At 43.4% G+C, this 14,458-nt stretch carries 11 protein-coding genes; all 11 read right to left on the bottom strand.

Annotated elements, in window-relative coordinates; translation table 11 throughout:
* Positions 1 to 278 precede the first annotated feature (278 nt).
* Positions 279 to 2,360 carry an elongation factor G gene (gene fusA, locus O3627_RS06975; protein WP_125337631.1) on the bottom strand — a complete coding sequence of 694 codons (2,082 nt, stop codon included), beginning with the start codon at positions 2,358 to 2,360 and terminating at the stop codon, positions 279 to 281.
* 165 nt (positions 2,361 to 2,525) lie between these two features.
* Positions 2,526 to 2,996, bottom strand: a complete 471-nt coding sequence (gene rpsG / locus O3627_RS06970) for a 30S ribosomal protein S7 (protein ID WP_002893865.1) — start codon at positions 2,994 to 2,996, stop codon at positions 2,526 to 2,528.
* Between the two features lie 19 nt (positions 2,997 to 3,015).
* On the bottom strand, positions 3,016 to 3,429 hold the full coding sequence (gene rpsL / locus O3627_RS06965) for a 30S ribosomal protein S12 (protein ID WP_002893867.1): 414 nt from the start codon (positions 3,427 to 3,429) through the stop codon (positions 3,016 to 3,018).
* A 215-nt stretch (positions 3,430 to 3,644) separates the two neighbouring features.
* Entirely contained in the window at positions 3,645 to 4,109 is a 465-nt protein-coding gene (locus O3627_RS06960) for a hypothetical protein (protein ID WP_125382575.1), read from the bottom strand.
* A 21-nt stretch (positions 4,110 to 4,130) separates the two neighbouring features.
* Positions 4,131 to 4,946 (bottom strand): pur operon repressor, encoded by an 816-nt coding sequence (gene purR, locus O3627_RS06955; protein ID WP_032905583.1) that lies wholly within the window; start codon positions 4,944 to 4,946, stop codon positions 4,131 to 4,133.
* Between the two features lie 92 nt (positions 4,947 to 5,038).
* A complete protein-coding gene (locus O3627_RS06950) occupies positions 5,039 to 5,983 on the bottom strand; it encodes a 3'-5' exoribonuclease YhaM family protein (RefSeq protein ID WP_061595329.1) in 945 nt (314 codons plus the stop codon).
* Positions 5,973 to 7,229, bottom strand: coding sequence for a DNA recombination protein RmuC (rmuC, locus tag O3627_RS06945; RefSeq protein WP_125382578.1), 1,257 nt, complete (start codon positions 7,227 to 7,229; stop codon positions 5,973 to 5,975). Before rmuC ends, O3627_RS06950 begins: the two co-directional genes overlap by 11 nt.
* A 1-nt stretch (position 7,230) precedes the next feature.
* The gene (locus O3627_RS06940) at positions 7,231 to 7,863 is read right to left on the bottom strand and encodes a thiamine diphosphokinase (protein ID WP_185756125.1); all 633 of its coding nucleotides are present in this window, start codon (positions 7,861 to 7,863) and stop codon (positions 7,231 to 7,233) included.
* Positions 7,856 to 8,515, bottom strand: a complete 660-nt coding sequence (gene rpe, locus O3627_RS06935; RefSeq protein ID WP_125382581.1) for a ribulose-phosphate 3-epimerase — start codon at positions 8,513 to 8,515, stop codon at positions 7,856 to 7,858. Before rpe ends, O3627_RS06940 begins: the two co-directional genes overlap by 8 nt.
* Before the next feature lie 11 nt (positions 8,516 to 8,526).
* The gene (rsgA, locus tag O3627_RS06930) at positions 8,527 to 9,405 is read right to left on the bottom strand and encodes a ribosome small subunit-dependent GTPase A (RefSeq protein WP_061602673.1); all 879 of its coding nucleotides are present in this window, start codon (positions 9,403 to 9,405) and stop codon (positions 8,527 to 8,529) included.
* A gap of 229 nt (positions 9,406 to 9,634) precedes the next feature.
* Positions 9,635 to 14,317: a Cna B-type domain-containing protein gene (locus tag O3627_RS06925; RefSeq protein WP_343092295.1), complete on the bottom strand. Its 4,683-nt coding sequence runs from the start codon at positions 14,315 to 14,317 to the stop codon at positions 9,635 to 9,637.
* Positions 14,318 to 14,458: the final 141 nt, after the last annotated feature.

Here is a 14,458-nt window from a genome sequence, read left to right as displayed (position 1 = left end):
AAAGAGTAACTTGAGTTGCTACAAATCACCTTTCAACATTTCTATTATATACTTAATTGAGGTAAAATGCAACTGATTTCATTGTTATTAACAAGTATTATGAATTCTTTCACTAACTTTCATTTCTGCTTTCATTGATTTGAAAAAGCGAAGCAGTAACTTTTGAAAATGCAGGAATACAACTTACAAGATAAATCATTTACTCTTTTTATTAAGGGACGGTTCTATATAAATAGAAAAAGCACCCGCAAATGCGAGTGCCAAGGTTTGCTCAAAGATTAAGCTTCACCTTTGTTTTTCTTAATGATTTCTTCTTGTACTGACTTAGGTACATCTTCGTAGTGGTCAAATACCATCATGAAGGTACCGCGTCCTTGTGATGCTGAACGAAGAACTGTCGCATAACCGAACATTTCAGCAAGTGGCACATAAGCACGAACGATTTGGCTGTTACCATGCGCTTCCATACCATCAACACGTCCACGACGAGCTGTTACGTGACCCATAACGTCACCAAGGTTTTCTTCAGGAACAGTGATTGTTACCAACATCATTGGCTCAAGGATAGCAGGCTGAGCAGTCTTAGCAGCTTCTTTCAAAGCAAGTGAAGCCGCAACCTTGAAGGCTGTTTCAGATGAGTCGACATCGTGGTATGAACCATCGTAAAGTTTAGCTTTTACGTCAACGATTGGGTAACCAGCAAGGACACCATTAGCCATTGACTCAACCAAACCTTTTTCTACCGCTGGGATGAATTCACGTGGAACCACACCACCGACGATAGCATTTTCAAACTCGAAGCCTTTTCCTTCTTCGTTTGGTGTAAATTCGATCCAAACGTCACCGAACTGACCTTTACCACCAGATTGGCGTTTGAAGAATCCACGAGCTTGAGTTGGAGCACGGAATGTTTCACGGTAAGATACTTGAGGTGCACCTACGTTAGCTTCAACCTTGAACTCACGACGCATACGGTCAACAAGGACATCCAAGTGAAGCTCACCCATACCAGAGATAACTGTTTCACCAGTTTCAACGTTTGTTTCAACACGGAATGTTGGATCTTCTTCAGCCAGTTTTTGCAGAGCAATACCCATCTTGTCTTGGTCAGCCTTAGACTTAGGCTCAACCATCAGCTGGATAACTGGTTCTGGAACATTGATAGACTCAAGGATGATTTTAGCTTTTTCATCTGTCAATGAGTCACCAGTAGTTGTATCTTTCAAACCTACGGCAGCAGCGATATCACCAGCGTATACTGTTTCGATTTCGTTACGGCTGTTAGCGTGCATTTGCAGGATACGTCCGATACGCTCACGTTTACCTTTAGAAGTGTTCAATACGTATGAACCACTGTTCAAGACACCTGAGTAAACACGGAAGAAAGTCAAACGACCTACGAATGGGTCAGTCATGATCTTGAAGGCAAGAGCTGCAAATGGCTCTTCATCAGATGCAGGACGAGTTTCTTCTTCTTCAGTGTCTGGGTTGATACCTTTGATTGCTGGAATATCAAGTGGGCTTGGCAAGTAGTCGATAACTGCATCAAGCATCAACTGAACACCCTTGTTCTTGAAGGCTGAACCACACAATACTGGGAAGAATTCAACATTGATAGTTGCTTTACGGATACCAGCTTTCAATTCTTCGTTAGTGATTTCTTCACCTTCAAGGTATTTCATCATCAAGTCTTCATCAGTTTCCGCAACTGCTTCCACCAATTTTTCACGGTATTCTTGAGCTTGCTCAAGGTATTCAGCTGGGATATCTTCTTCCAAAATATCTGTACCAAGGTCATTAGTATAGATTTCAGCCTTCATCTTGATCAAGTCGATAATTCCGCGGAAGTCATCTTCTGAACCAATTGGCAATTGGATTGGATGAGCGTTTGCTTGAAGACGATCATGCAAAGTGCTTACTGAGTAAAGGAAGTCAGCACCAATCTTGTCCATCTTGTTAGCAAATACGATACGAGGAACTCCGTATTCAGTTGCTTGGCGCCAAACTGTTTCAGTTTGAGGCTCAACACCTGATTGTGAGTCAAGAACGGTTACCGCACCGTCCAAGACACGAAGAGAACGTTGTACTTCGATTGTGAAGTCCACGTGTCCTGGTGTGTCGATGATGTTTACGCGGTGGTTGTTCCATTGAGCAGTTGTCGCAGCAGATGTGATAGTGATACCACGTTCTTGCTCTTGCTCCATCCAGTCCATTTGTGACGCACCTTCGTGAGTTTCACCGATTTTGTGGATTTTACCAGTGTAATAAAGAATACGCTCAGTTGTTGTTGTTTTACCAGCATCGACGTGGGCCATGATACCGATATTACGAGTTTTTTCAAGTGAAAATTCGCGAGCCATTTGGTTATTTCTCCTATTAATTTATTTTACAGTTTATTATAACATTATTTAGCAAAAACGGATAGGCAGGACCTACCCGTTCTCAATGTTTATCTTGTTTTTGTTGGTCTCAACTTGTAGATAAGTTGAATTGAACTCGGGCTAAAAGCTCTTAGTATCTTATTCTTACCAACGGAAGTGTGCGAAGGCACGGTTAGCTTCTGCCATACGGTGAGTGTCTTCACGTTTCTTAACAGCTGCACCAGTATTGTTAGATGCATCCAAGATTTCTTTTGCAAGGCGGTCAACCATTGTGTGCTCACCACGTTGACGAGCAATCGTTACCAACCAGCGAAGTCCAAGTGTTGTACGGCGTTCTGGACGAACTTCAACCGGAACTTGGTAGTTTGAACCACCGACACGGCGAGCACGAACTTCAAGTACAGGCATGATGTTTTCCATAGCTGTTTCAAATACTTCCAGCGCATCGTTTCCAGTTGCTTCTTTGATTTGGTCAAAAGCTCCGTAAACGATAGAAGCCGCTGTACCACGCTTACCATCAAGCATAACGCGGTTGATAAGACGAGTAACTAATTTTGAATTGTAAAGCGGATCTGGCAATACTTCGCGCTTAGGCGCTTGGTTTTTACGACTCATTTATCTTTCTCCCCTTTCCTTATGCTTTTGGTTTTTTAGTACCGTATTTAGAACGGCCTTGTTTACGATCAGTAACACCTGCTGTATCAAGTGCACCGCGGACGATATGGTAACGTACCCCTGGAAGGTCTTTTACACGTCCACCACGAAGAAGCACTACGCTGTGCTCTTGCAGGTTGTGTCCGATACCTGGGATGTAAGCTGTAACTTCAATCAGGTTGCTCAGACGTACACGGGCAAACTTACGAAGGGCAGAGTTTGGTTTCTTAGGTGTCATAGTTCCGACACGGGTTGCAACTCCACGTTTTTGTGGTGAAGATACGTTTGTTTGAACTTTTTTATGGCTGTTGTAACCAACGTTCAAAGCTGGTGATTTAGATTTTTCTACTTTTGATTTACGCGGTTTGCGAACCAATTGGTTAATTGTAGGCATCTACATTCTCCTGTATTTTTTTAATTTTGGTGATGATACACTTGGTGACAGCTACCATCTGCGTGTACTTTTGCAACATTTGTCAGCACGTCTCTGTACACTTTTGAGAGACCAAAAGTAAAAAGTACCGTCTATCATTATAGCACGACGATACTTCTCTGTCAATACATTTTTTCTATTTTAAGCCTATCTCTGCTTATTAGATTGCTGCTAACTTATTGCTGCGGCTGAGCCACTGCTTCTTCTGATACAGCAGTTGGATTTTCAGAAACAGCGGCCTGAGCTGCTTCCGGATCAATCAAGACTGCTATCGCCTGAATACGGCTTTGGAATCTAGCCTTCGTCGCTGCATCCTTAACCTTCTCTACTGCAGTCTTAGCTAGCTGCAAATCTTCCAAAGTTTGCATGGTTTCAAGCTGTTTAACCGCTTCTTCTGCGCCCTGAACTGCTTGCTCCTCTTCCTGAATTTCTTTTTCCTGTGCTTCTTTTTGAGCAGAAGACAGTTGTAAGGAAGAGCTGCTTGATGCGATGCTGGCAGCTGAACTAACTGAATTTCTGGTGGAATTAGACTGACCCTGCACAAAAACCATGCCGGTAATCAGAATCCCAAATAAAATCGACAATACTCCTAAACGAATCCACAGCGGACTGTGGTCAAACTTTTCTAAAACTGTTTTCATCTATAATCTCCGCCCTTTTCCCTAATCAAAAATATTTCCAATTTCCACATCAATGGTATTCGCCTTGACATCAATATTGGTTACTTTCAAGAGCGATTTATAGTCCAGATAATCGCGATTGGCCTGCGCGTTGTCCGCAAAGACAGCTACACCTGCCAACTCAGAGTCAAACTCAGATAAGAGGCTAATCATCCCTGTAATGGTCCCCCCGCCTTTGAGGAAGTCATCCACAATCAAGACGCGGCTGCCGGCCTTGAGACTGCGCTTGGACAAGAACATCTTTTCAATACGATCTCCGCTGGAGCCCGATACATAGTTGACACTAACCGTTGATCCTTCTGTAATCTTTAAATCCCGACGAACGATGACAAAAGGTACATTGAGAACATTGGCTACTGCATTGGCCAAAGGTACACCCTTGGTCGCAACCGTCATAACTGCATCAATCTGCTGATCTTTAAAGCTTTTGGCAATAATCCGCCCGATATTATTCAAAATGGATGGAGTACTGAGCAGATCAGATAGGTAAATGTAGCCCCCCGGAAGAATCCGATTGCTTTCAGACAGCTGATCACAAAGACCTTGTACAATGGTCTTAGCTTCTGTATCGGAGATGGATGGGCTGAAAATCACTCCTCCACCGGCACCAGTAATCGTTTCTATAGTCCCAATTTCAATCTCTTCAAATGCACGCTTAATAATGACAATATCTTCTGAAATAGAAGATTTGGCAGATTCATATTTTTCTGCAAATGTATTTAAGCTTGTTAATTCATAAGGATGGTTAATCAAATAATTAGAAATAACCACCATACGCTCACTTCTTCTTAATTTCATTTTTTCACCAATTAAAGTTATTTTATTCATTATACCATAACAGAAACAAAAAAACGAACATTCTTTTCCAAGTAATGTCCATTTTTCGTATTTTACTGTTCAAGTTTTGGTTTGTAGAAAGAACGGCCTTCAAGAGCGAATATTTTATTGCTCATTTGACCTGGATCTACAAGCCCTAAGGCAGCAGTCATCATCATCATCTCCGCATCCAGATTATCAATCATGTGCAAGATTTCTGCCTCCATAATCTTAGGCCGGACAGGACTGCCATATTCCAAGAGACCGTGGTGGCTGAGAAGCACATGCCGCAGGACGATAACCTCTTCCTTGCTGTCATCAATTTTCAGCTCCATCAGGGTCTTGGTCAACTCTTCATCAATCAAAGCGATGTGACCAATCAGATTGCCTCGTACGGTGTACTCTGTATTTTCCGGACCGCTGAGCTCAATAACCTTGGCCAAGTCATGGAGCATGATCCCTGCGAATAACAAGCTTTTATTAAGCTGAGGATAAATGTCTCCGATAGCATCTGCCAGCTTGACCATGGTAGCGGTATGAAAGGCTAGACCAGACTCAAAAGCATGGTGATTGGTCTTAGCAGCTGGATAAGAATAAAACTCCTTATCATACTTGCTATAAAGCGAACGGACCACGCGCTGCCAGACCGAATTCTCAATCTTGAAAATCATCTGAGATAAATAGTCTCGGATTTCTTTCTGGTCTACTGGCGGTTTTTCCTTGAAATCCGCTGGGTCATTGGGCTCTCCAGCCTTAGGAAGACGCAGGGTCAGTTGATTGACCTGGGGTGTGTTATTGTAGACTTCCCGTCGGCCTTGCATATGCACGACCTTGCCAGCAGTGAATTCTTCAACATTATGTGGCTGAGCATCCCAGAGTTTACCCTCGATTACCCCTGTATCGTCTTGGAAAGTGAAGGCCAGATAATTTTTCCCAGCCCTTGTCTGACGGACTTCTGCTGACTTGATCAGATAGAAACCTTCAAACAGTTCATCTTTTTTCATTTGATTAATCTTCATTGTTTTCCCTTTCTTCTGAAAAATCAAGTAAGTTCAAATCGAGGTCTTGGTCAGACAGCTCAATATGGCGTAAGGTTCTTTCGATAGCTCCTGTCCGCCGGGTTAATAGTTCATCAATATTGCCCGAAGCATGCTGCAAATGTTTCTGTGCCTTGGTCAGAATGCCACCGAACTTGTTAAACTCGGATTTGACAGAACCCAGAACCTTGCTGATGTCGTCCGCACTTTTTTGAATATTGAGCGTTTTAAAGCCGACAGACAGTGAATTGAGTAAGGCAGATAGGGTAGATGGCCCCGCTACCACAATCTGCTCCTCCCGTCGCAAACTGTCAAAAAAGGCTGGATTGCGGACAACTTCCGAATAGAGACCTTCCGTTGGCAGAAACATAATTCCAAAATTAGTCGTAGCTGGCGGTGCCAGATATTTACTCTTAATATCCTTGGCAAAGCGTTTAACACTTGCTAAGAGAGACTTGCGATAGAGCTCAATTTCTTCCTTGCTGCCAGACTCATAAGCATCTTCCAAACGGTAGTAATCAGCTAGAGGAAACTTAGAATCAATGGGCAGATAGACATATTCATGCTCCGTCTGTCCTGGCAGTTTAATGGCATATTCGACACGCTCGCTGGAGCCGGCCACCGTCACAAACTCTCGCTCATACTGACTGGCCGTCATGATATCCTCGATAATCTGGCCCAACTGCAATTCCCCTAGAATCCCTCGGGTCTTGGTGTTGGAAAGGACCTTGTTCAGCGTGCCGACATCTCGGGCAACACTCTGCATTTCTCCCAGACCACGATTGACAGACTCCAACTGCTTAGAGACCGTTTCAAAAGAAGTCTGAAGACGAGTCTGAAGTGTTTTTTCCAGTTTCTCTTCAACGGTCTGCCGCATCTGCTCTAGACGGGTTTCATTGGACTCTTGGATTTGCCGCATACGCTCGTCAGTTTTATCCCGATTCTTGGTCAGGTTGTCACTGATTTCCATGCGCAGCTCTGTCAAGTTGCGATGCAAATCTGTCCTGACCTCGCTCAAACGGTCTCCCAGAGCTAATTCCAGCTCTTTCTGAGCCGTTTGCTTTTTCTGGCTTTCTTGCTCCAAGCGATAGTCCAACTGATCCGACAGATGATCCGCCTGATTTTCTAAGACTTGCTTTAGCGTCTCGGTCTGCTGACTAAGCTTTTGCCATAAAAGAAATGTCAGCACTAGATTTCCTAAAAGAATGAGGATGATTATAAACTCCATATCAGCTCCTGTCTTTGCTATAAATGACGACTGTATAGCCGCTATCAAAGTCCAAATAAATGGGCTTATCTATAAATTCGTTAGAAGCATACACTTTTTTGAAAAAAAAGTTATCTTTGTTGAGCGGATATTTGGCGCCCTCAATTGTTAAGGCAGCATCATCCGACGGCAGAAAGGCTAGATAACGCATGCCAGCTACTGGTTTGATTTCATGGTGCCCCTTGGGAACATAGGTCAGCAGATTCTGTTCGTCTTCCAGAAAAATCTTCTCCATATAAGGTGCAATTTTTTCATTACTGGGCAGGAAAACATTGGCCAAGGCATGATCCAGACGGCCGCCAAAGGCTCCGAAAATGGTCAGAGAAGCATCTGGATACCGCTCAAAACAAGCTAGAACAGCTAATTCCAAATCTGTATCATCCTTTTCAGGATGGGCCTGAACGACTTCTTTGGCACTATCTTTTATGCGCAGCAATTCTTCCTTGCTCACAGAGTCAAAATCCCCGACAGCCAAGTCAGGACAAACTCCCTGCTCAAGCAAAAAGAGGCTCCCACGGTCTACTCCGACCAACACATCAAAATCTAATCTAAAATGCTCCAAATTCCCGCCAGCAAACAGTGCAACCTTAGTCATGCAGGACATCCCGTAAGGTCTGAACTTGATGATTGACATCACCTTTGAAGACATAGCTGCCTGCTACGAAGACATTGGCACCAGCTTCTTTAGCAATCCCAATGGTCTTATCGTCAATACCGCCATCCACTTCAATATCAAAATTCAGCTGATTGACTTCACGCAGAACGACCAGCTCACGGATCTTATCCATGGTTTCTGTCAGAAAGGCCTGACCGCCAAAACCTGGATTAACTGTCATCACAAGGACTTGATCGACCAAATTCAAAACATTTTTGACTGCTTCGACTGGTGTTCCCGGATTAATCACAACACTAGGCTTGACTCCCGCTGCCCGAATCTTCTGCAGCGCTCCGTGGATATGTGGCGTCGCTTCGGCATGGATGCTGATGATATCTGCACCAGCACGAGCGAATTCTTCGATATGGTGCTCAGGATTGGAAACCATCAGATGACAGTCAAAGACTAGCTTGCTGTGAGGACGCATACTGGCAACAACCCCAGCCCCAAAGCTGATATTGGGTACAAAATGACCATCCATAATATCAATATGGGCATACTCAGCGCCTGTTGCTTCTAACTTTTTTAGTTCTGATTCAAAATTAGCATAGTCCGCACTTAAGATTGAAGGGGCAATTTTGAATGAAGTCATAGTTCTTCTCCTTATTTAGAATTTTTTTTGGCAACTTTTTTATAGGTTTCCCGACGATTTTCAATCTCGCTGAGAAACTGCAGGTAATTATCAAAGCGGAATGACGCTATCTGGCCGGACTCGACTGCTGGCTTAACGGCACAAGCTGGCTCATGGGTATGAGTGCAAGTACGAAATTTACAGGACTGGCTGACCTCAGCAATCTCCGGAAAAGCTTGATTGAGATCTTCAGCTGTAGTCACCTCGTAATCCAAAGACGAAAATCCTGGTGTGTCGGCAATCTTCCCACCGTTTAGATTGTAAAAACTGACAGCCCTCGTCGTATGACGGCCGCGGCCAAGACTTTCAGAAATCTCTCCTGTTTCTAGCTGCAGGTCTGGGGCAATTTTATTGAGCAGAGTGGACTTTCCAACCCCAGTCTGTCCCATGAAAACAGTGATTTTCCCTGTCAGCAATGGCAGCAACTCCTCAGTCGTCTTAATGACCTCATAGCCGATGGACTGATAGGCCTGTACATAGACATCCAAGCTCTGCTCATCTTCAAGCAGGTCTAACTTGCTGATGTAGATAATAGGATGAATCCTCTTATGCTCTAAAAGCACCAGAAAACGATCTAACAGATTGGCATTGAAATCTGGCTCTTTCGCGCTCATGATTACAACTGCCTGGTCAATGTTGACAATCGGCGGCCGCACGAGACTGTTCTTTCGCTCTGCTATTTTTAAAATATAGCCTTCCGAGTCTTTTTCTGCTGAAAATTCGACTTCATCACCGACATAAGGTGTCTGCCCTTTTTTACGAAAATTACCCCGCGCTCTGGTTTGATAAACCTGTCCGTCCGACTCTACATAATAGAAACCAGCCAGAGCCTTAATGATTTTTCCTTGCAAGATTGCTCCTTAAAAGTTAATACACTCATTATAACAAAAAATGCGAGATTTAGCTTGCTTGTTTTGCATAGAAGGCATTTCTTAAGGTCAGGTTCATTTTTCATAGAAAGCAGCTACTTTAAAATACTTGAGATGAAACTGACATGATAAAAGCGAACAAGTCCAAAAGAACCTGTTCGCTTTTTCGAATGAGATGCTCACTGTAATTTTCAGTAAGTATCAAAACAAATTAGCTGCGTTTCGCCTTAGCCATCAGCATTCCTCCTGCGAGAAGCGCTGCTAGGAAGCCAAGAATAGTTACAAGGAGATTTTCTTCCTGTCCAGTACGAGGAAGAGCTTTACCTCCGACTTTCGGAGCTTGACCGCCTGGCTTATTAGTTATCGCTCCGTCAACAACCTCTTTCTTAGCAGGGATATGACTAAAGGTCAGCTGAGTACCGTTGATCTCAAGCTTGTAGCCATCAACTGGATCAGCCGCAACACTATAGACAATTTCCTTGCCATCCTTGTACTTAGGAAGGCCGCTAAAGTCATACTGCCAACCATTTTCTCCTGACACAACCTCTTCTTTGATTGGTTTGCCATCTGCCAAGAGGCGAACAGTAACCTTAGAAGGTCGAACCTTATCTTGATTTTCAGCATCTGACCATACCACAGTTCCCTTAACAGCAATCTGTGTTGGTTTATAGCTATTAGTCAAAGTAAAGCTGCCATCTGTTGCTTGTTCTTGGCTGCTGCTATAACCCTCAACTGTCACTTCTTCAAGGACTGTATAGTTGATTTTCTTGCCCTTCTTATTCTTAGGTAAATCCTTAGACTCAAACTTCCAGTCAGTAGCTGCTGTCACTTCCAGCTCATCTACCACCTTATCTCCGTCCAAAATCTTAACCTTGATAGATGCTGGGCGCTTGCCATCTTGATTATTAGCATCATCCCAAACCTTTTGACCAGAGACTTTAACAGTTTCTGGAGTGTAAGAGTTGGTAACGGTGAACTTATCAATCTTAGTTTCATACTGAGCAACAGCATCTTCCTTAAGTGTGTAGGCAATCTCTTGACCATTTCTATATTTAGGCAGGTCTTTAGATTCAAACTTCCATCCATTAGCAGCTGTTACTTCAAGTGTATCAACAACTGTGCTTCCATCCATTACCTTAACTGTAATAGATGTTGGGCGTTTGCCGTCTTGATCGTCTGCATCATCCCAGACTTTCTGACCAGAAACTTTAACCTGCTCTGGAGTATGAGAGTTAGTGATTGTCTGACCTTCTACTTTCGGACTGTAACCTTTTTCTTTCAAAGCGGCTACAGTTACATCATCCTCTTTGACAGAGTAGGTAATCTTCTGTCCCTTGTCAAATTGAGGCAGATTGGTGAAGCTTGCTTTCCAAGTGTTAGCAGCTACCTCATTATCAGCCGTCAAGGTCAATGTCTTACCTGCGACAGCAACTGGATCTTGACCGTTTACTGAGCTATACAGCTGCACCGTGATAGAAGCTGGACGCTTGCCATCTTGGTTATCTCCATCTTCCCAGACCTTAGTCACAGTATATTCTGTACTTTGAGGAGTGTAAGAATTAGTAATGGTGAACTTATCAATCTTAGTTTGATATTCCGCAACCGCTTCTTCAGTGACAGTATAGGCAATCTCTTGACCTGCTGCATACTTAGGAAGAGCTTTAGACTCAAACTTCCAATCGTTAGCAGCTGTTACTTCCAGCTCATCTACGATAGTATCGCCATTTTTCACTTTAACCTTAACAGAAGCTGGACGCTTGCCGTCTTGGTTATCAGCGTCATCCCAGACTTTTTGACCAGAAATCTTAATCATCTCTGGAGTGTAAGAGTTGGTAACTGTGAAATCTTTGATTTCTTTAGTATAGCCAGCTACATCATCTTCCTCGATAGAGTAATCAATCTTCTGACCATTTTCATAAACTGGCAGATTTTCAAATTTGGTTTGCCATTGATCAGCAGCCGTCACTTCCTTGCTAGCGACTTCTGTCTTGACACCGCCGACTGTCTTCATCAGCTTAATGCTAATCTTAGTTGGACGCTTGCCGTCTTGATTGTCGCTGTCATTCCAGGTCTTTCTGGCAGTGATTTCTGTCTTTTCTGGTGTATAAGAGTTAGTGATATTGTAGCCGTTGAGATTGGTTGAATAACCCGGTACAGCTTCTTCTGTCACTGTATAGGTGATCCGTTGGCCATCCTTATAGACTGGCAAGCCAGTAAAGTTGTAAGACCAACCTTCTGCCTCACTGACTGTTTGGGTATTGACTTTTTGACCGTCAGCTAGCAGATTAACTGTGATAGAAGCTGGACGTTTGCCATCTTGGTTATCGCCATCTTCCCAAGTCTTGCTTCCAGACACAGTCGTTGTCTCTGGAGTGTAAGAATTGGTGATGTTGTAACCATCCACTTTGCTAGTATAACCTGGAACAGCTTCCTCACTTACAGTATAAGTGATTTCTTGGCCTGCTGCGTACTTAGGCAAAGCCTTGGACTCATACTTCCAGTCGTTAGCGGAAGTCACATTTTGCTCATCAACAACCGTATCACCATTCAGAATCTTAACCTTAACAGAAGCTGGACGCTTACCATCTTGGTTGTCCGCATCTTCCCATTTCTTCTGACCAGAAATCTTAACCGTTTCTGGGGTGTAAGAGTTGGTGATGTTATAGCCGTCCACCTTGCTCGTGTAGCCTGAGACAGCTTCTTCTGCAACAGTATAAGCAATTTCTTGGCCTGCTGCATATTTAGGAAGAGGATTAGATTCATATTTCCAACCGTTAGCAGCCGTCACTTCCTGTACATCAACAATATCTTGGCCTTTCAAGATCTTGACTCTAACAGCATTTGGACGCTTGCCATCTTGGTTATCCGCATCATCCCACTTCTTCAGACCGGAAATCTTGATGGTTTCTGGCTTGTAAGTGTTGGTCACTACAAAGCCATCAGCAGCATTGCCAGTTACCTGAGATTGATAGTGAGGGACCGCGTCTTCTTCCAGAGAATAAACAACTTCTTGGCCCTTTTCATATTTGTTCAAGTTGGTGAACTCGGTTGCCCACTGGTCAGCTTCAGTCAGAGTTCGGTTCGCAACTTCTGATTTCTGACCACCAACTTCTTTATAAAGTTTGACAACAACATTGGCAGGACGTTTGCCATCTTGATTTTCAGCATCATCCCATTTCTTGCTGGCTTTGATAGCGATTTTCTCTGGCGTACGAGTATTGGTAACAGTGAGATTTTCCTGATCTACTTCTGGAGCATCGTAGCCATCAAGCTGATCTTCACCGATTGTATAGGTGATTTTTTGACCGCTTGCATCAAAGATTGGTAAATCAGTTGTCTGAGCTGTCCACTCCGCATCTGTACTACCGCCAGTTACGGTCACTGTCTTATCAGCCAGTTTTTGACCGTTAGCGTAGACATCTACAGCAATAGAAGCTGGACGCTTGCCGTCCTGATTGCTTTCATCTTTCCAAATTTTCTTGACTGTCAGCTTTTTGCTGGCATTTGGATCTACCGTATTCTTGACTGTTTTGACTGCACCATCAGCCTTGATAGTCACTTTCATCGGATTGCTGTCCAGTACATAGCCTTCCGGAGCTGTGACTTCTTCTACTGTGAATTGGCCTTTCTTGATTTCTTCACTTGAGAAAGGCTGTGTAGAAACCCGCCCGTTAGCATCAGTCGGCGGCAGAGTAATCTCTTGGCCGCTAGGAGTTGTCACCTTAAAGACAGCACCTTCCAGCATTTTACCAGTCTTAGAATCTTGTTTGTAGAGAACCAGACTGTTGCTGATATCTGCTGTGATGACACCGCCTTCTGTAATCCGGCTGCTACGCTCTACCGTAGAGCTCGTCTGACCAGGACGATCATCTCTGAATGGCAGTTTTGTATTATCAACTTCCATCTCAGCCGTATTGGATACCAAAGAACCATCAGCTGGTGAAGTTGTCATATAGTTCAACATAAAGGCACGATTGCCTGGGTTATTGATAGTTAGAGTAAACTCTGTATAAGTGTCATTATAGGCAACCGTATAATCTTGACCTTCTTTCAAGATAACAGAATTCGCAATACTTGATAAACTCTGCGTGTACTCCCCTTGGCGAAGGACAAGTTGCTCCGGAACGAATTGCATTGGTGCACTGCTATCTGGAATGACGTCCTTGATAACAATCGGAGAATTATAGGTCTTTTGCTGAGTATTGATACGAACAGTCCAGTTATGCGAGTAGTCACCGCTCTTGCCTAGAATAGCCGAATTATATGGCTTCTTAGCAATGACCCCTCCAATCTTAGCGTAGTTTTCACCAGCTGTTGAAAAACTGTTTTGTTTGCGCTCGTTAATGGTTACCTTATGGCTCATCGCCCCTTGAGTTTCCTCAGGATTATAATTCCAGTCTTGATCAGCACCTACTGTCGTCGCCTGAAAGTCAAAGAAGAAGCTCCCTCTAACTCCACTAGCAGTTGTCTTGGCCTTGTAATCTGCCAAATTCTGAATAGTAACCGTGATAAGACCGCCCTTACCTGAACCATTCGACGTCATCTTAGCAGCTCCAAGCTGGACCTGCGTTTCATTATCCGTCAGGGTAAAGGTTGTACCATTAGCAATGGTTGCACCGTTTGGTACTGTAAAGGTAAAGGTATCCCCATCCTTGAGCTTGTTATCGTAAGCAGACAAATCAAAAACTAGCTCATAGCGATAATTTCCCCCTTGAACCAAATTGTATGCACCGTTAACCTTGGTTGCTTCACGGCCATTAGAGTGGTCCCAAATCTTAATATCTGTGATTGCATTCTTCAAAGCATCGGCTTGAGCAGTTGCTGTAAACAGCTTCAAATCCAGCAAAAACAGAAGGGGCAGCATCAAAAATAGCAGCCATTTTTTCAGTTTCATAACATTCTCCTTTTTTATTTCGTTACCTAAATAAGTAATTAATCTAATTGTAACAAATACTTGCTATAATGGCAATATCATAGAACTATTTTAGTAAAGAAAAAATAGAAATTTTTCTGCTTTTTTCATACAGTGAAAAAA

This window comes from Streptococcus sp. 27098_8_82, assembly GCF_041431615.1.
Taxonomy (GTDB): domain Bacteria; phylum Bacillota; class Bacilli; order Lactobacillales; family Streptococcaceae; genus Streptococcus; species Streptococcus sanguinis_K.
Note: the sequence above shows the minus strand (reverse complement) of the source record. Positions and strands in the feature narration are given on the sequence as shown.